At 59.5% G+C, this 17,703-nt stretch carries 13 protein-coding genes; 7 read left to right on the forward strand and 6 right to left on the reverse strand.

Features of this window, described 5'->3' with window-relative positions; translation table 11 throughout:
- Positions 1–121: 121 nt before the first annotated feature.
- Complete coding sequence (gene gyrA, locus ACST81_RS13890; protein ID WP_438748543.1) at positions 122–2,911, reverse strand: DNA gyrase subunit A; 2,790 nt, start codon at positions 2,909–2,911, stop codon at positions 122–124.
- Between the two features lie 231 nt (positions 2,912–3,142).
- Here gyrA and ACST81_RS13895 point away from each other — a divergent pair, with 231 nt between their 5' ends.
- Complete coding sequence (locus ACST81_RS13895) at positions 3,143–3,772, forward strand: MarC family protein (protein WP_438748545.1); 630 nt, start codon at positions 3,143–3,145, stop codon at positions 3,770–3,772.
- A 70-nt stretch (positions 3,773–3,842) separates the two neighbouring features.
- Here the strand turns inward: ACST81_RS13895 and ACST81_RS13900 are convergent, their stop codons facing one another.
- Positions 3,843–4,376 carry a single-stranded DNA-binding protein gene (locus tag ACST81_RS13900; protein ID WP_438748547.1) on the reverse strand — a complete coding sequence of 178 codons (534 nt, stop codon included), beginning with the start codon at positions 4,374–4,376 and terminating at the stop codon, positions 3,843–3,845.
- 266 nt (positions 4,377–4,642) lie between these two features.
- On the opposite strand from ACST81_RS13900, the gene uvrA reads away from it, so the two are divergent.
- Complete coding sequence (gene uvrA / locus ACST81_RS13905) at positions 4,643–7,564, forward strand: excinuclease ABC subunit UvrA (protein WP_438748550.1); 2,922 nt, start codon at positions 4,643–4,645, stop codon at positions 7,562–7,564.
- Positions 7,565–7,583: 19 nt separating this feature from the next.
- On the forward strand, positions 7,584–8,387 hold the full coding sequence (locus ACST81_RS13910) for a DUF72 domain-containing protein (RefSeq protein ID WP_438748552.1): 804 nt from the start codon (positions 7,584–7,586) through the stop codon (positions 8,385–8,387).
- On the opposite strand, the gene ACST81_RS13915 is transcribed toward ACST81_RS13910, so the two are convergent.
- Positions 8,388–9,866: an NAD(P)H-hydrate dehydratase gene (locus ACST81_RS13915; RefSeq protein WP_438748555.1), complete on the reverse strand. Its 1,479-nt coding sequence runs from the start codon at positions 9,864–9,866 to the stop codon at positions 8,388–8,390.
- A 336-nt stretch (positions 9,867–10,202) separates the two neighbouring features.
- On the opposite strand from ACST81_RS13915, the gene ACST81_RS13920 reads away from it, so the two are divergent.
- Entirely contained in the window at positions 10,203–10,541 is a 339-nt protein-coding gene (locus ACST81_RS13920; protein ID WP_018324798.1) for a P-II family nitrogen regulator, read from the forward strand.
- Between the two features lie 60 nt (positions 10,542–10,601).
- Positions 10,602–12,011, forward strand: a complete 1,410-nt coding sequence (gene glnA, locus ACST81_RS13925; protein WP_438748558.1) for a type I glutamate--ammonia ligase — start codon at positions 10,602–10,604, stop codon at positions 12,009–12,011.
- A 98-nt stretch (positions 12,012–12,109) separates the two neighbouring features.
- Here the strand turns inward: glnA and ACST81_RS13930 are convergent, their stop codons facing one another.
- Together ACST81_RS13930 and ACST81_RS13935 are read right to left on the reverse strand one after the other, a co-directional pair.
- Entirely contained in the window at positions 12,110–13,141 is a 1,032-nt protein-coding gene (locus ACST81_RS13930) for a TAXI family TRAP transporter solute-binding subunit (RefSeq protein ID WP_438748560.1), read from the reverse strand.
- 45 nt (positions 13,142–13,186) lie between these two features.
- Positions 13,187–14,236 carry a hypothetical protein gene (locus ACST81_RS13935; protein WP_438748563.1) on the reverse strand — a complete coding sequence of 350 codons (1,050 nt, stop codon included), beginning with the start codon at positions 14,234–14,236 and terminating at the stop codon, positions 13,187–13,189.
- Positions 14,237–14,410: 174 nt separating this feature from the next.
- Here ACST81_RS13935 and hspQ point away from each other — a divergent pair, with 174 nt between their 5' ends.
- Complete coding sequence (gene hspQ, locus ACST81_RS13940) at positions 14,411–14,740, forward strand: heat shock protein HspQ (protein ID WP_438753561.1); 330 nt, start codon at positions 14,411–14,413, stop codon at positions 14,738–14,740.
- A 175-nt stretch (positions 14,741–14,915) separates the two neighbouring features.
- On the opposite strand, the gene ACST81_RS13945 is transcribed toward hspQ, so the two are convergent.
- The gene (locus ACST81_RS13945) at positions 14,916–15,545 is read right to left on the reverse strand and encodes an invasion associated locus B family protein (protein WP_438748566.1); all 630 of its coding nucleotides are present in this window, start codon (positions 15,543–15,545) and stop codon (positions 14,916–14,918) included.
- 282 nt (positions 15,546–15,827) lie between these two features.
- Between ACST81_RS13945 and ACST81_RS13950 the strand changes: the two genes are divergently transcribed.
- On the forward strand, positions 15,828–17,633 hold the full coding sequence (locus ACST81_RS13950) for an extracellular solute-binding protein (RefSeq protein WP_438753563.1): 1,806 nt from the start codon (positions 15,828–15,830) through the stop codon (positions 17,631–17,633).
- Positions 17,634–17,703 lie beyond the last annotated feature (70 nt).

Genomic DNA, 17,703 nt, shown 5'->3' on the forward strand with positions numbered 1-17,703 from the left:
CCGGACGGTTCCCCTGCCAGTCCGGTTTTTCTTTGTCCGAAGGCACCGCGCATCAAAGACTTATGTCAAAGAAACAGCCGGGCGACCTGATCGCCCGGCCTATTAAACGAGTTTCAAAAGCTTATTCTTCCGTTCCGGCTGGTGGGTCGGCAGCTTCATCACCTTCAGGCTGGGCGATGACGCCCGCGATGTCGTCGTCCTCATCGGCGGGTTCACTGATCCGCTCGACCGATACGACCTTCTCGTCCTTGGCCGTCGAGAAGATCGTCACGCCCTTGGTGGCGCGGCTGGCAAGGCGGATGCCACCGACGGGAACGCGGATCAGTTGGCCGCCATCGGAGACGAGCATGATCTGGTCCTTGTCTTCCACCGGGAACGCTGCCACCAGTTCCCCGATTTCGCCGGTCTTCGACGTATCGGTGGCGCGGATACCCTTGCCGCCGCGGCCGGAGGTTCGGAAGTCGTAGGTGGACGAGCGCTTGCCGAAGCCCTTGACCGAGATCGTCAGCACGAACTGTTCACGCGCCTTCAGTTCCTCGTAACGCGCATCTTCGAGCTGACCTTCCTCGGTGACTTCTTCGCCGACCAGGGCGATTTCCTCGTCCTCGCCGGTTGCTGCGCGACGTTCTGAGGCAGCCCGTTTCAGGTAAGCTGCACGCTCCCAGGGTTCCGCATCAACATGGCTGACGATGGTCATTGAAATGATCCGGTCGCCTTCACCCATGGTGATACCGCGAACACCGATCGAATTGCGGCCGGCAAAGACGCGCACGTCATCGACGGAGAAGCGGATGCACTGGCCAAGCGCTGTCGTCAGCAGCACGTCGTCATGCTCGGTGCAGGTCTCGACGGAGAGGATTTCATCACCCTCCTCCTCGAGCTTCATGGCGATCTTGCCGTTACGGTTGACCTGAACGAAGTCCGATAGCTTGTTGCGCCGGACCGTGCCGCGCGTGGTCGAGAACATGACGTCGAGGTTTTCCCAGGTTGTCTCATCCTCCGGCAGCGGCATGATCGTGGTGATACGTTCGCCGGGCTCCAGCGGCAGCATGTTGATCAGGGCCTTGCCACGCGATTGCGGCGTGCCAATCGGCAGGCGCCAGACCTTTTCCTTGTAGACGATGCCGCGCGACGAGAAGAACAGCATCGGCGTATGCGTATTTGCGACGAAGAGCCGGGTAACGAAATCCTCGTCGCGCGTCGCCATGCCGGAGCGGCCCTTGCCGCCACGGCGCTGGGCGCGATAGGTGGCCAGCGGCACACGCTTGATATAGCCGAGATGCGACACGGTGATGACCATGTCTTCCTGGGCAATCAGGTCCTCGTCGTCCATGTCCGGACCGCCTTCGACGATCTCGGTACGGCGCGGTGTGCCGAACTCGTCGCGAACGGCGATCAACTCGTCCTTGACGATGGTCATGATCCGGACGCGCGAGGACAGAATATCGAGATAATCCTTGATCTCGTCGCCGATCTTGTTCAGCTCGTCGCCGATTTCGTCACGGCCAAGAGCCGTCAGGCGGGCGAGACGCAGCTCGAGGATCGCCCTAGCCTGCTCTTCGGAGAGATTGTAGGTCAGGTCCTCGTTGATGCGATGACGTGGATCGTCGATCAGGCGGATCAGGCTTTCGACATCGGATGCCGGCCAGCGGCGGGTCATCAACTGCTCGCGCGCCGTGGCCGGATCCGGCGCTTCACGGATCAGCTTGATGATCTCGTCGATATTGGCAACCGCGATCGCGAGGCCGACCAACACATGCGCCCGGTCGCGCGCCTTGCGCAGCAGGTATTTCGTGCGCCGGCTGATGACATCCTCGCGGAAGGCGACGAAGGCACGCAGCATGTCGAGCAGGGTCATCTGCTCCGGCTTGCCGCCATTCAGCGCCACCATGTTGCAGCCGAACGAGGTCTGCAACGGCGTATAGCGGTAAAGCTGGTTGAGGATCACCTCGGCATTGGCATCGCGCTTCAACTCGATGACGACGCGGTAGCCCTGGCGATCGGATTCGTCGCGCAGGTCGGAAATGCCCTCGATGCGCTTGTCCTTGACCAGTTCGGCCATCTTCTCGATCATCGTCGCCTTGTTCACCTGATAGGGAACCTCGGTGATGATGATCTGCTCCCGGTCGCCGCGCATCGGCTCGATGGTGGCGCGGCCGCGCATGATGACAGAGCCGCGGCCCGTCTCATAGGCCGAGCGAATACCCGAGCGACCAAGGATGAACGCCGCCGTCGGGAAATCCGGGCCGGGGATGATTTCCATCAACTGCGGCAGTTCCAGCGCCGGTTCATCGATCAGCGCGATACAGCCGTTGATGACTTCGATGAGATTGTGTGGCGGAATGTTCGTCGCCATGCCAACGGCGATGCCGCCCGCGCCGTTGACCAAAAGGTTCGGGAATTTCGCCGGAACAACCGACGGTTCGCTCAGCGTGCCGTCGTAGTTGTCGCGGAAATCGACCGTTTCCTTGTCGAGGTCGTCGAGCAGCGCATGGGCTGCCTTTTCAAGGCGGCATTCGGTGTAGCGTTCGGCTGCCGGTGGGTCGCCGTCGATCGAGCCGAAATTGCCCTGTCCGTCGATCAGCGGCAGTCGCAGCGACCAAGGCTGCGCCATGCGGGCAAGCGCATCATAGATCGCCGAGTTGCCGTGCGGATGGAATTTACCCATCACGTCGCCGGTGACGCGGGCGCATTTGACGTATTTCTTATTCCAGTCGATGCCGAGCTCGCTCATCCCGAACAGGATGCGGCGGTGCACGGGTTTCAGACCATCTCGCACATCCGGGAGAGCGCGGCTGACGATGACGCTCATGGCGTAATCGAGATACGACCGCTGCATTTCCTCCATGATGGAAATAGGCTCGATGCCTGGTGGATTCTTGCCGCCGCCGGGTGTGGTTTGTTCAGTCAATTTCGATCACGATCTTTGTTCAGAATCAGACATATTTTTATAGCCGAATGCATGGACGAGCGCCAATTTCGGGGCCGGGTTTTGAACAGCCTTTTGGGCTCATCGGCGCTTCCACAGGCATTTGCAAGGCAAAAGCGGCGGAAGCGTGAAGTCGAGGCCTTTCATTCGGTGTGGCAGTCGCCTAACAATCCATGAGACGGCAATCATAAACAAGGCCGCGAGGGAGCCGGGATGTCCGACATCGACCTTCTGATCAATGCACTGACCACCATCCTGGTCACCATCGATCCTCCAGGCTTGGCACCGATCTTCCTCAGCCTGACCGTCGGCATGAGCCGGCAGCAGCGGTTCCTGGTGGCGTGGCGCGGAACGCTGATCGCGTTCTTCATTCTCGCCGCCTTCGCCCTGTTCGGAAACGGCATCCTTGGTCTGCTCGGCATCTCGATCGGCGCCTTCCGGATCGCCGGCGGCCTTCTCCTGTTCTGGATCGCCTTCGAGATGATCTTCGAGCGGCGCAACGAGCGCAAGGAAAAGACCGGCGAGACCGCGATTACCCGCGACCACATTCACAATATCGCGGTGTTTCCGCTGGCGCTCCCGCTGATTGCCGGTCCGGGCGCGATCTCGGCGACGATCCTTCTGTCCGGATCCTTCTCCGCCACCATCGACCGGGCGCAGTTGATCGTGGTGATCGCCGTGTGCCTCGCCATCCTGTTTGCGGCCCTTGTCATTGCCGAACGTATCGACCGGTTCCTCGGCGTCACCGGCCGGGCGATCCTGACGCGGCTGCTGGGTGTCATTCTGGCCGCGCTCGCCGTTCAGTTCGTAGTCGATGGCATCAAATCGGCCATGGCGGTGTGACCAGGCGCTCCACGAATCCAAAACAAAAAGGCCCGGTTTCCCGAGCCTTTTGCATGCGATAACAATCGGATCAGAACGGAATATCGTCGTCCATATCGCGCGAAAAGTTTCCACCGCCGCCACCGCTGCTGCCGCTGGAACGGCCCGACGGTGCAGAAGACGGACGATCGTAGTCGTCGCCATAACCACCGCCGGTATTGCCGCCGCCGTAATCCGCACCGCCACGGCCGCCACCGGCGCCCTGGCCATCACCACGGCCGCCGAGCATGGTCAGCGTCGAATTGAAGCCCTGCAGCACGACTTCGGTCGAGTAGCGATCCTGGCCGTCCTTGTCCTGCCACTTGCGGGTCTGCAGTTGACCCTCGACGTAAACCGTCGCGCCTTTCTTGAGGTACTGCTCGGCGACCTTGCAGAGACCTTCGTTGAAGATCACCACGCGGTGCCATTCGGTCTTTTCCTTGCGCTCGCCGGAATTGCGGTCGCGCCATGTTTCCGAGGTCGCAATGTTGAGGTTGGCGATTGGGCGGCCGTCCTGCGTGCGGCGGATTTCCGGGTCAGCCCCGAGGTTCCCGATCAAAATCACCTTGTTGACGCTACCAGCCATCTCACTTCTTCCCGTTATCGTCCGGACAACGCGCCCGGCCCATGAAATTCTGAGCGGGCATCTTAACGGCTTGAGCCCACCGTTACGCCCCGCCTTGGCGAATAATCCACAGCTCAATTGCGATATTCGTTCTTTATTTGTTCTAATAAATCCCTATTATCCTGTCAACCGACTCGGAAAGCGACCTGTTTTTCGGCAGATGCCTCGACATGGGCGTCCGCGTCCTTAAATAGGAGCTTTCCATTGCAGATCAAAAGCTGGGCACGATGAGCAAACTCGAGACCATTTCCATTCGCGGTGCGCGCGAACACAATCTGAAAGGCATCGACCTCGATCTGCCGCGCAACAAGCTGATCGTCATGACCGGCTTGTCCGGCTCCGGGAAATCTTCGCTTGCTTTCGATACCATCTATGCCGAAGGCCAGCGACGTTATGTCGAGAGCCTGTCGGCCTATGCGCGCCAGTTCCTGGAAATGATGCAGAAGCCGGATGTCGATCAGATCGACGGCCTTTCGCCGGCGATCTCGATTGAGCAGAAGACCACCTCGCGCAATCCGCGCTCGACGGTCGGTACGGTCACCGAGATCTACGATTATATGCGTCTGCTGTTTGCGCGGGTCGGCATCCCCTATTCACCAGCGACTGGCCTTCCGATCGAGAGCCAGACGGTCAGCCAGATGGTCGACAGGGTCATCGAGTTCGGCGAAGGCACCCGTCTTTATATCCTGGCGCCGATCGTGCGCGGTCGCAAGGGCGAGTATAAGAAGGAACTCGCCGAGCTGATGAAAAAGGGCTTCCAGCGCGTCAAGATCGACGGCCAGTTCTACGAGATCGCCGATGCGCCAACGCTCGACAAGAAATACAAGCATGACATCGACGTCGTTGTCGATCGTATCGTCGTGCGCGCCGATCTGACGACGCGGCTTGCCGACAGCCTGGAGACCTGCCTGACGCTTGCCGACGGCCTCGCCATCGCCGAATTTGCCGACAAGCCGCTGCCGCTCGAAGAGACCGCCGCCGGCGGCTCGGCCAACAAGTCGCTGAACGAGACGCATGAACGCGTCCTGTTTTCGGAAAAGTTCGCCTGCCCTGTCTCCGGCTTCACGATTTCGGAGATTGAGCCGCGGCTGTTTTCGTTTAATAATCCCTTTGGCGCCTGCCCGACCTGCGACGGTCTCGGCAGCCAGCAGAAGATCGACGAGGCCCTGATCGTTCCGGAACCGGAGCGGACGCTCAAGAATGGTGCCATCGCGCCCTGGGCGAAATCTTCTTCACCCTATTACAACCAGACGCTCGAAGCGTTGGGCAAGGCTTTCGGTTTCAAGCTGTCGAGCAAGTGGACCGACCTTTCGGACGACGCCAAGCGGGCGATCCTGCAGGGCACCGAGGAAAAGATCAGTTTCCACTACGAGGACGGCGCCCGGTCCTACAACACAACCAAGACTTTCGAAGGCATCGTGCCGAACCTGGAGCGCCGCTGGAAGGAAACCGACAGCGCCTGGGCGCGCGAGGAAATCGAACGCTACATGTCGGCAGCCCCCTGCCCGTCCTGCAACGGTTTTCGCCTGAAGCCTGAAGCGCTCGCCGTCAAGATCAACAAGCTGCATATCGGCGAGGTCACGCAGATGTCGATCCGCGTCGCGCGCGACTGGTTCGAGGTGCTGCCTCAGCACATGAACACCAAGCAGAACGAGATCGCGGTCCGCATCCTCAAGGAAATCCGCGAACGCCTGCGCTTCCTGAACGATGTCGGCCTGGAATATCTCAGCCTGTCGCGCAATTCCGGCACGCTGTCGGGCGGCGAAAGCCAGCGCATCCGGCTTGCCTCGCAGATCGGCTCGGGCCTGACCGGCGTGCTCTACGTCCTCGATGAACCGTCGATCGGCCTGCACCAGCGCGACAATGCCCGCCTGCTCGATACGCTGCGGCACCTGCGCGACATCGGCAATACGGTCATCGTCGTCGAGCATGACGAAGACGCCATCCTCACCTCGGACTATGTCGTCGATATCGGCCCGGCCGCCGGCATCCACGGCGGCCAGGTGGTGGCGGAGGGCACGCCGCAGCAGGTTATCGATAATCCGAATTCGCTGACCGGCAAATATCTCTCCGGCGAAATGGCGGTCGCCATCCCGGCCGAGCGCCGCAAGCCGAAGAAGAAAAAGGAAATCACCGTCGTCGGCGCGCGCGCGAACAATTTGAAGAATGTCACGGCCTCCATTCCGCTCGGTATCTTCACGGCGGTCACCGGCGTTTCCGGCGGCGGCAAGTCGACTTTCCTGATCGAGACGCTTTACAAGTCGGCCGCGCGCCGCATCATGGGCGCCCGCGAAATCCCGGCCGAGCACGACCGAATCGACGGCTTCGAGCATATCGACAAGGTCATCGACATCGACCAGTCGCCAATCGGCCGGACGCCCCGCTCCAACCCGGCCACCTATACCGGCGCCTTCACGCCGATCCGCGACTGGTTCGCCGGCCTGCCGGAGGCGAAGACGCGCGGCTATCAGCCGGGCCGTTTCTCCTTCAACGTCAAGGGCGGCCGCTGCGAGGCCTGCCAAGGCGACGGCGTCATCAAGATCGAGATGCATTTCCTGCCCGACGTTTATGTCACCTGCGACGTCTGCCACGGCAAGCGCTACAACCGCGAAACGCTCGACGTCCACTTCAAGGGCAAGTCGATCGCCGACGTGCTCGACATGACCGTCGAGGAAGGCGTCGAGTTCTTCGCCGCGGTTCCGGCCGTGCGCGACAAGCTGCAGGCGCTGCAGGGTGTCGGTCTCGGCTATATCAAGGTCGGCCAGCAGGCCAATACGCTCTCGGGCGGCGAGGCGCAGCGCGTCAAGCTCGCCAAGGAACTGTCGAAGCGCTCGACCGGCCGCACGCTCTACATCCTCGACGAGCCAACCACCGGCCTGCATTTCCACGATGTCGCCAAGCTTTTGGAAGTGCTGCACGAACTGGTCAACCAGGGTAATTCCGTCGTGGTCATCGAGCATAATCTCGAGGTCATCAAGACGGCGGACTGGGTAATCGATTTCGGCCCGGAAGGCGGCGATGGTGGCGGCGAAGTGATCGCGGCGGGCACGCCGGAGGATATCGTCAAGGAGAAGCGATCCCATACCGGCGCATTCCTGAAGGAACTGCTGGAACGGCGACCGATCCGCAAGGCTGTGGCGGCGGAATAAACAACCTATCGGGGGGAACATGATAAAATCAGGCACGATCCGTTGCGGCATTGGCGGCTGGACGTTCGATCCCTGGGAGGGGACGTTTTATCCGGAGAAATTGTCGAAGAAGCGGCAGCTTGAATATGCCAGCAGCCAGTTGAAGGTCATCGAGGTCAACGGCACCTATTACGGCTCACAGAAGCCGGAAACCTTCGCGAAATGGGCCTCGGAAGTGCCTGATGGTTTTGTCTTCTCGCTGAAGGCCAGCCGGTTTGCGACCAACAAGAAAGTGCTGGCGGACGCCGGAGATTCGATCGAGAAATTTCTCGGTCAGGGCTTGAGCGAACTCGGTGACCATCTCGGACCGATCCTCTGGCAGTTCATGCCGACCAAGAAATTCGACCCGGATGATTTCGGGGCGTTTCTGGCGCTGTTGCCGGAAAAGCAGGATGGCCTGACGCTGCGGCATGTGGTCGAGGTCCGTCACGATACCTTCCGTGTGCCGGAATTCGCCGCTCTGCTCGTCAAGCACAAGGTGGCCGTCGTCTGCGCCGATCATTTCGACTATCCAATGATCGCCGATGTGACCGGCGATTTCGTCTATGCCCGCCTTCAGACCGGCAGCGACGATGTCGAGACCTGCTACGATGAAAAGCGTCTCGATCTGTGGTCCGATCGCCTGAAAACCTGGGCTGCCGGCGGCGATATCGCCGATCTCGATCATGCCGATCCCAGCCACAAGCCGGAGAAGAAACCGCGTGACGTTTTTGCTTTCTTCATCACCGAGGGCAAGGTCAATGCGCCGAATGGGGCACGCGCGCTGCAGAAGCGGGTCGATTGATCAGGCGGGCAACGGTTCGATGGCGGCAGCAAGGTCTTCCGCCGTCAGCCCCTCGCCTGCCTTCGCCCCTGCCCGGCCATGACGCCAGACACCGGCAGCCGCAGCCTCGAAGGCCGGCATGCCCTGCGCCAGATGCGCACCGATGATACCGCAGAGCGTATCGCCGGATCCGGCGGTCGCGAGCCAAGGCGGTGCATTGGTGTTGATAACGACGCGGCCATCTGGCGACGCAATCACCGTATCGGCCCCCTTGTAGACGATGACGGCATGGCTGCGCTCGGCCGCCGCCAGCGCCCGATCGACCTTCGACAGGCCTTCATCGGCTTCGATATCCGGAAACAGCCTCGCGAATTCCCCCTCATGCGGTGTCATGACAAGGCGGTTCGGCCCTAAGGAAAAAGCCGAAAACAGCGGCGACGGATCATCCTTGAAGGCCGTGATGCCATCCGCGTCGAGAACCAGCGACCGGTCATGCAACAAGGCCACGTAGTCACGGAGCTTTTCCAGATCGCCGAAACCGGGGCCGAGCACAAAAGCGCTGATCCGCTTGTCGTCCAGCCAAACCTGCAACTCGGATGCATTTTCCACATGCTTGAGCATCACTGCGGTCAGATGCGATGCATTGGCAGCAAGTGCCTCAGCACCCGACGCCAGCGTCACCAGTCCGGCGCCGGCCTTCAGCCCGGCCACCGCCGAAAGTCTCGCCGCGCCCGTCGACAGCGGCCCGCCGGAGAAAACGGCGAGGTGGCCGCGCTTGAACTTGTGCGCGGACGGATCAAGCAAGAATTGGTGTCCGCTCCAAACATGCGGGCCGTTTTCGGCAAGACCACTCCAATGGCCGCGCATAATGCGTTCGGGAATGCCGATGTCCACGACGTCGAGCCGACCGCAGAGCATTCTCCCTGGAATCAGCAGATGCCCCGGCTTGCGGGCCATGAAAGTGATCGTATGATTGGCGTGAAAACTTTCGCCCAATACCTGCCCGGTGCGCCCATCGACGCCGGACGGCAGGTCCACGGCGATGACGGGAAGATCCCGGCTGGAAATCGCTCGCATGACCAACGCGACGCTGTCGGGAACGGCGCGCGTCAGGCCAGCGCCGAACAGGGCGTCAATGATGACATCTCCAACCCGCGGCGCGTAGCCGCCAATCGGCTCGACCTCACCTGTCCAGAGCGAAAAGGCGCGCTCTGCATCGCCCTTCAGGTCACAGGGATTGCCGAGCGCGTGGACGGTGACCTCGGCGCCGCTTTCACGAAGAGTTGTTGCCGCAACATAACCGTCGCCGCCATTGTTGCCGGAACCGCAAAGAACCACGAACCGTAGCGCCTCTGGATAGAGCCGCAGGGCCGCCGCCGATACGGCCGTGCCGGCTGCTGTCATCAGAGCAAAACTGTCGATGCCGGATCGTGCCGCGTCGCGGTCGATGGCGGCCATTTCGAGGGGCGTGATGATGGAGTGATGTCGATCGAAGCGCATGGCTCAAAATGCCCTGCCCCATGGAGAGCGGCAAGCTCAAAGTAAGGGCCAACATTGTACATTTTTTATGCATTTGCACATATTTGGCGCTCAATTTTCATGCTTGATGGAGCCTTGCGGGCAACAAGATGCGGACAAGTACGGTCACCACAGAAAATTTCATAAAAAATAGGCAAAAGGCGCTGTTTATTCCGAATAAACAGCTATGATCACCTCCAGTGGATGAGTTTTATCCAAAACGGCATCGCATTCGCCATATCTGGCATGCAAAATGCATATTTGTGGGCGAGCGGGCATAAGCCTGCCATAACGGGAGAAGCGGAGAGACATTTTCTCATGAAAAAGATCGAAGCGATCATAAAGCCTTTCAAGCTGGACGAAGTGAAGGAAGCCCTTCAGGAAGTTGGCCTGCAGGGGATCACCGTCACCGAAGCGAAGGGCTTTGGACGCCAGAAGGGCCACACGGAACTGTATCGTGGGGCGGAATACGTTGTTGATTTTCTCCCCAAGGTGAAAGTCGAAGTCGTGCTGGCAGACGAAAATGCGGAAGCCGTGATCGAGGCAATCCGCAATGCGGCCCAGACCGGACGTATCGGCGACGGAAAGATTTTCGTGTCCAATATCGAAGAGGTCATTCGCATTCGTACCGGTGAGACCGGCATCGACGCCATCTAATCCGCCCGGCCGTCTGGCCTTGGGCATACCTCGTCATCTCAAAAGAGGGACTTTCAAAAAATGACGACTGCAAACGATATTCTCAAGCAGATCCGGGAAAACGACGTCAAGTTCGTCGATCTGCGCTTCACCGACCCGAAGGGCAAGCTGCATCACGTGACGATGGACGTTGGTGTTGTGGACGAAGACATGTTTGCCGACGGCGTCATGTTCGACGGTTCCTCGATCGGCGGCTGGAAGGCGATCAACGAATCCGACATGGTGCTGATGCCTGACCCGGCGACGGTCCACATGGACCCGTTCTTCGCCCAGTCCACGATGGTCATCGTCTGCGACATCCTGGATCCGGTTTCCGGCGAAGCCTATAATCGCGACCCGCGCGGCACGGCCAAGAAGGCCGAAGCCTACCTCAAGGCGTCGGGTATCGGCGACACGGTCTATGCGGGCCCCGAGCCGGAATTCTTCGTCTTCGACGACGTCAAGTACAAGGCCGACCCGTACAATACGGGCTTCAAGCTGGATTCGTCGGAACTGCCGTCGAACGACGACACAGATTATGAAACCGGCAACCTTGGCCACCGTCCGCGCGTCAAGGGCGGCTATTTCCCGGTTCCGCCGGTCGACAGCTGCCAGGACATGCGTTCCGAAATGCTGACGGTCCTGACCGAGATGGGCGTCACCGTCGAAAAGCAGCACCATGAAGTGGCCGCCGCCCAGCACGAGCTTGGTGTCAAGTTCGACACGCTGGTGCGCAGCGCCGACAAGGTGCAGATCTACAAGTACGTCGTGCATCAGGTCGCCAATGCCTATGGCAAGACGGCAACCTTCATGCCGAAGCCGATCTTCGGCGACAACGGTTCGGGCATGCATGTGCATCTGTCGATCTGGAAGGATAGCAAGCCGCAATTCGCCGGCGACGAATATGCCGGCCTGTCGGAAAGCTGCCTGTACTTCATCGGCGGTATCATCAAGCATGCCAAGGCGATCAACGCCTTCACCAATCCGACGACGAACTCGTACAAGCGCCTCGTGCCGGGTTATGAAGCACCGGTCCTGCTCGCCTATTCTGCCCGCAACCGTTCAGCCTCCTGCCGCATTCCGTTCGGCACGGGTCCGAAGTCCAAACGTGTTGAAATCCGATTCCCCGATCCGCTCGGCAACCCGTATCTCGGCTTTGCATCCATGCTGATGGCCGGCCTCGACGGCATCAAGAACAAGATCCATCCGGGCAAGGCCATGGACAAGGATCTCTACGACCTGCCGCCAAAGGAACTGAAGAAGATTCCGACCGTCTGCGGCTCGTTGCGCGAAGCGCTCGAGAGCCTCGACCGGGACCGCAAGTTCCTGACCGCCGGCGGCGTGTTCGACGACGACCAGATCGATGCCTATATCGAACTGAAGATGGTCGAAGTCATGCGCTACGAAATGACCCCGCATCCGGTCGAATTCGACATGTATTACTCGGCCTGATCGGCCGACGCGGGACCTTCGGGTCCCGCTATCCATCAAATCGAAAAAAGGCCGGCCTCCTTCGAAGTCGGCCTTTTTCGCGAGGGCAGAACCTTGGATTATTGTTTCTTCAGCCGCTGCTTCAGCAGGTTGAGATATTCCTCGTTGCCATCCGGCTGGCTTACTGCTTCCGGCACCTTGCATGTCGGTTTGTAATCGAGCGCCATGCCGGCCTTGACGCAAACACCGACCTGCCATCCCGGCGGCAGCGCCGTGAGGTCGACATCCTTCCATTTCGGGTGACCTGTCGCCTGCAAAGCGTCGAGATTGTTGAGGATCAGGCTTGAAAAATCCGAGACCGCCTTGCAGCTTTCGCGCTGATAGGCATTGCGCTTGACGTCGTAATCATAGGTCATCATCACAGCCTTGACTGCGATCAGATCGACCGGATCCTTCTGAAAGGCATAGGTACCGGCGTCGATGCGAGAAGCGGTGTAGGTTGCAAGCAGCGGCGCCTCGGTGATCGGCACGAGATGGAATTTGGCGCCATCGATCGGATTGTTCTTGAACAAAGCCGCCGGCGCGCCTGCCACATAGAAGAAGGCGTCGATCTCCCCGGAGAGCAATTTGGGCAGCGCCGCATCCGGGTTGAGCGGCACGCGCTCACCGGTCTTGACCTGCAGGATGTCCAATATCAGCGAGGACGTCAGGTAGGTGCCGCTGTCCTTGACGCCAACGGCCACCTTTTTGCCGGTCAACTCTTTCATGCTTGCAATGTCCGACTTGGCGAGGACGTGGATTTCCTCGTTGTAGAGCGGATACATGATCCGCACGCCGCGCACCGCCTGCTGAACCTCCGGATCATTGGCCTCGAAGGTCTTCAGATATTCCAGCACATCGCTCTGGACGATGCCGAACTGGGTGCTGCGGCGGTTGCGCACGCCGACGAAGTTTTCGAGCGACCCCGCCGATTCCACCACGTTGAGCGTCTGGCCGCAGCTCTTGCCGAGGGCGGCGACATCCCGTCCGATCTGGATATACGTGCCCTGAGGCCCGCCGGTCATGATGTTCTTCTCGAATTCGGCAGCAGCAACCGGATGGAATGAAAGCGCCGCAAGCGTCGTGGCGATGGCAAAAGCCCGTCGGAACATCGTCTCTCCTCCCAGAAGGCCGCGCTGCATCTTGGCACGCGGATATCAGCAATCACTCTTGAAATCACGCATCAGGTTGCGCATCACGATCAGAGGCACCCTGTCGAACACGCTTTCCAGCGCATCCGTGACGCAAGCGCCCGACGACAGCTTGTCCTTGAGGATGCGGGCCTTGTCGTCATCCAGAACGCTGATGCCGCGAGTCGAATTCAGCACATTCTCCACCAGTGCCGGGTCGCGAGGCATGAGGTCTGAATTCGGCGCCGGCTTTTCGTCCTTCGGTTCCGTTTGCGTCTCGATGGGGGCGTCAGTCGTCGGGGGCACCGTATTTTTCGCGATTGCGGCGGCCTGATCGGCGAGCTTTCGTTCGAGCCCTTCGACACGTTTGCGCTCCTCAGTCAGGTTTTGTTCCAACGTCTGGATCTGCACGTCGCGCGCCAGATCCAGCGCGGACTTGAAGGTCAGGGGCTTATTTTCAGCCTCGGCTGATTTCCGCTCCAGCGCCTTGCGCGCTGCCACGGCGTCCGCCATCGCCTTCTCTAGTGCCGTCTTCAGACTGACCACCTGCTTATCGAGAACCAATTTTGCGTTGCCCAGATCCTCGGCCTGTTTCCATGCATCGCCTGCATCCGATTTCGCGGCATTCAATTGTTCGTTCAGTCGGGCGATAGTCGCGCTGAAGTCGTCGGCTGCGGATTTCGACGCCGTTTTCTCCGTCGACAGCAGCTTTTCAAGCGCCGCGATATCGCCGTCGCGTTTGTCGAGCAGGCGGTTGAGTTTCGGCACTTCGTTGAGCTTCAGGTCGGCATAATCCTTCTCCAGCTCTTCCGCCCAGTTGCCGGAATTCTTCTTGAGCTCGACTAGGCTCTTGTTCAACGTATCGCGCTCGTCGGTGATGTTCGTCACCTCGCTGGCCAACGCCGTCGCTTGTGTCTTCAATTCGGTGATCTCGGCCTGCATCGACTGTCGGGCGAACCAGAAATAGGTGCCGCCGCCTGCCACGGCCAGGCACAACAGCGCCGCCAGAAGCAAGACGGACGACGAACCGCCGCTGCCGCGCGTCACCTGATTGTTCCGGCCCCATTGGTTGTTCATTCATGGCCCGCCATGGAAAAATCCTCTGCACAGGAGGTACGACGAATTCTCAAGCGAGGCAAGCAACAGCATTCGGACGCCGTCGCGGCGTTTGCACCATGTACACGCAGTCACGCAAGACCTTGATGTTTCGTAAAAAACCACCACATATTATGGTGAAAGGAACCTAACATGATGAAACAGAGAGACGCAAAATTTCAGATTGGACAGGTTGTTCGCCATCGCGTGTTTCCGTTCCGCGGCGTGATCTTCGACGTCGATCCGGAATATGCCAACACGGACGAATGGTGGAATGCCATTCCAGCCGAGGTCCGTCCGACGAAGGACCAGCCGTTCTATCACCTGCTCGCGGAAAACGATGATACAGAATACGTCGCCTATGTGTCCGAGCAGAACCTGATTTCGGATAACAGCGGAATGCCGATGCGACACTCCCAGGTGACAGCATTCTTCGACCCTGAAACGGTCGGCCAGTACAAGCCGAAGGCCGTCGTCCAGCACTGAGCCGCTGCTGCATAATTCCTTACATCGGAATCGATCTAAGGATAAAATTATGCAGCATCTTTAAAAGTGTTACAGCGACCTTTGCGCGGCATATTTGACGCGCGGCGCTGTAGAGGCTTCAAAACGGAAAGGCCCGGAGAGAAATCCGGGCCTTCGTGTCTCAATCGTCAGACGATCAGTTCGCCTTGGCAGCCTTCTGGGCGTCTTCCAGCTTCTTGCGAGCGTCGTCCGCCTTCTTCTGCATTTCTTCCTGCAGAAGACGCTGGCGCTCCTGCAGCTTCGACTGTTCGATCGGCTCGCCGTCGAACACGCCGGTAAAGCCGTTGAGCGAGATCTTGATCGGGTTCGGCGCGCGCTGGAAGTTGACGGAGGTGAAAACCACCTCGCCACCCTTCTTCAGACTTGCCAGAACCGCGTCGGAAAGCGGAACTTCGGCAACGCACTTGTCCGGCATGCAGATGGCGTAATCGAGCTTGGCGCCCTTGCCGCCGTCGATCTGCATCTGGATGCCCGGAGGAACCAGGCGGGCGGACGGAACCGACACCTGCAGAACCTTGCGGTTGACCTTGCCCTGAACGCTGATAAGGCCCACGGCCGTGATCAACTGGCCGTTGCTGGCGGTCAAAAGGTTCTGCACGATGCAGACGTCATTGTCTTCCTGCTTGGTGCAGACCTTGAACCAGCCCTGCGGCGGGCGACCGGCCGCATCCTGCGCGAAGGAAGCAATCGGCATTGCGGTGGCGGCGAAAGTGCCGGCAAACGCCGCGAGGGCAGCCTTCTTGGTAAAGTTCGACTTGAAGATCATAACGATATCCGTCTCCTGAATTCCGGTGTCTGAACGGGCTCGCGCCACGTGTCATCTATGGTCAGCTGCCCGCTCTCCTGTTGGGCAAATAAGGCAATTGCATGACCCTCGTCTCCGGGAACACCTGTTACAGTGCGCGCGCGTGGATATCCAGTCTTTCCTTGATTATTTGTCTTCGCTCATGTGGGTTTTTTGCAGTGCCTGCCGGTTGGAAATGCCGGTCAACGTGATAATTTGCCGTGATTCACATGGTCAGGGAAGCGGGAGGCGAGCTTGCGCTCATTGTTTTTAGGTCTGATTTCGCTGCTCGGCACGCTCAGCACGGGAGCTGTCGCACAGGCCGAACCGGTCCACGGCATCGCCATGCACGGCCAGCCTGCCCTCGCCGCCGATTTCAAGAACTTCCCTTACGTGAACCCGAATGTAAAAAAGGGTGGCAAAATCGCCTATGGCGTCGTCGGCACGTTCGACAACCTCAACCCGTTCATCCTGAAAAGCATGCGCACCACGGCGCGCGGCATGCTCGACCCGGAATACGGCAATCTCATCTATGATGCGCTGATGCAGCGTTCGCGCGACGAGGCTTTCGCGCTCTATCCGCTGCTCGCCGAAACGGTCGAATGGGATGATGACCGCACCTTTATCCAGTTCAACCTGAATCCCAAGGCCAAATGGGCAGACGGCCAACCGGTGACGCCGGAAGACGTGATCTTCACCTTCGAACTCTTCCGCGACAAAGGCCGCGTCCCCTTCAGTACGCGCATGGCAAAAGTGGCAAAGCTGGAAAAGGTCGGTGATCGCAGCGTACGATTTACCTTCAACGAGGAAGCCGATCGCGAATTTCCGTTGCTGATTGCGATGACGCCCATCCTGCCGAAGCATGCGACGGATGTGGCGACCTTCGACCAGACGTCGTTGAAGTTTCCGCTCGGATCCGGTCCCTATCAAGTGGCCGAGGTCAAGGCAGGCGAGCGCATCGTCTACAAGCGCAATCCCGACTATTGGGCAAAGGACCTCCCGACAAAAATCGGGTTCGACAATTACGACCAGATCTCGGTCGAATATTTCCTGCAGGACAATTCGCTATTCGAGGCCTTCAAGAAGGGCGAAATCGATGTCTATCCGGAAGGCAGCCCGACCAAGTGGGCACGCAGCTATAACTTCCCGGCCGTTCAGTCCGGCGCAGTGATCAAGGACCAGTTCACGCCCAAGACGCCATCGGGCATGCTCGGCTTCGTTTTCAACACCCGCAGGGCGATCTTTGCCGACGCCAAGCTCCGTCAAGGTCTCGCCATGGTCTTCGATTTCGAATGGGCCAACAAGAACCTGTTCGACAATTCCTATACCCGCACCCAGAGCTTCTGGCAGAATTCCAACCTCTCCTATCTCGACACGCCTGCCGATGATCGCGAACTGAGCCTGCTCGGCGATATCAGGAACCGCATCAATCCGAAGGTGCTTGACGGCAGCTACCGCCTGCCGGTGACGGATGCGACGGGTCGCGACCGCAATGTCCTGCGCGAGGCCGTCACACTGCTGCGCGAAGCCGGCTATTCCATCAAGGACGGCAAGATGCTGGATGGGAAGGGCACGGCGCTGTCGTTCGAGATCATGACGCAGAACGAAGGTCAGGAAAAACTCGCGCTTGCCTATCAGCGATCCCTCGCTGCTCTTGGCATCGCCGTATCGGTGCGGACAGTGGACGATTCGCAGTACCAGCAGCGCAGCCAATCCTTTGATTACGATGTGATCGTCAAATCCTTCCCGTCCTCCCTGTCGCCCGGCATCGAGCAGGTCGGCCGCTGGACCTCGACAGCCCGAGAACGCCAGGGCAGCGACAATTTCGCCGGTGTTGCCGACAAGGATGTCGATACACTCGTCAACAACATCCTGCAGGCCCGCACGATCGAGGATTTTACCGCCGCGGTTCGCGCCCACGACCGGATGCTGGTCTCCAACTTCTATCTCGTGCCGCTTTATCATATCTCGGCACAATGGGTTGCCCGGCAGAAACATATTGGCCGTCCCGACATCGTGCCGCTCTACGGTTACCAATTGCCCGCATGGTGGGATGAATCCGTGCAGTAATGCCGATTAGAGGCCGGTATACTTTTGGTAACGCATTGAAACCGGAATCGGCCGCGCTTATGTCGCTGGG

This window comes from Pararhizobium sp. O133, assembly GCF_051669845.1.
Lineage (GTDB): Bacteria > Pseudomonadota > Alphaproteobacteria > Rhizobiales > Rhizobiaceae > Pararhizobium.

What these genes read in the sequence shown, in the direction of transcription:
- ACST81_RS13945 (WP_438748566.1), bottom strand. Translation starts at nt 15,545, where the DNA reads ATGATCTTCAAGTCGAACTTTACCAAGAAGGCTGCCCTCGCGGCGTTT.
- uvrA (WP_438748550.1), top strand. Translation starts at nt 4,643, where the DNA reads ATGAGCAAACTCGAGACCATTTCCATTCGCGGTGCGCGCGAACACAAT.
- ACST81_RS13935 (WP_438748563.1), bottom strand. Translation starts at nt 14,236, where the DNA reads ATGAACAACCAATGGGGCCGGAACAATCAGGTGACGCGCGGCAGCGGC.
- ACST81_RS13920 (WP_018324798.1), top strand. Translation starts at nt 10,203, where the DNA reads ATGAAAAAGATCGAAGCGATCATAAAGCCTTTCAAGCTGGACGAAGTG.
- glnA (WP_438748558.1), top strand. Translation starts at nt 10,602, where the DNA reads ATGACGACTGCAAACGATATTCTCAAGCAGATCCGGGAAAACGACGTC.
- ACST81_RS13930 (WP_438748560.1), bottom strand. Translation starts at nt 13,141, where the DNA reads ATGTTCCGACGGGCTTTTGCCATCGCCACGACGCTTGCGGCGCTTTCA.
- hspQ (WP_438753561.1), top strand. Translation starts at nt 14,411, where the DNA reads ATGAAACAGAGAGACGCAAAATTTCAGATTGGACAGGTTGTTCGCCAT.
- ACST81_RS13900 (WP_438748547.1), bottom strand. Translation starts at nt 4,376, where the DNA reads ATGGCTGGTAGCGTCAACAAGGTGATTTTGATCGGGAACCTCGGGGCT.
- ACST81_RS13895 (WP_438748545.1), top strand. Translation starts at nt 3,143, where the DNA reads ATGTCCGACATCGACCTTCTGATCAATGCACTGACCACCATCCTGGTC.
- ACST81_RS13910 (WP_438748552.1), top strand. Translation starts at nt 7,584, where the DNA reads ATGATAAAATCAGGCACGATCCGTTGCGGCATTGGCGGCTGGACGTTC.
- ACST81_RS13915 (WP_438748555.1), bottom strand. Translation starts at nt 9,866, where the DNA reads ATGCGCTTCGATCGACATCACTCCATCATCACGCCCCTCGAAATGGCC.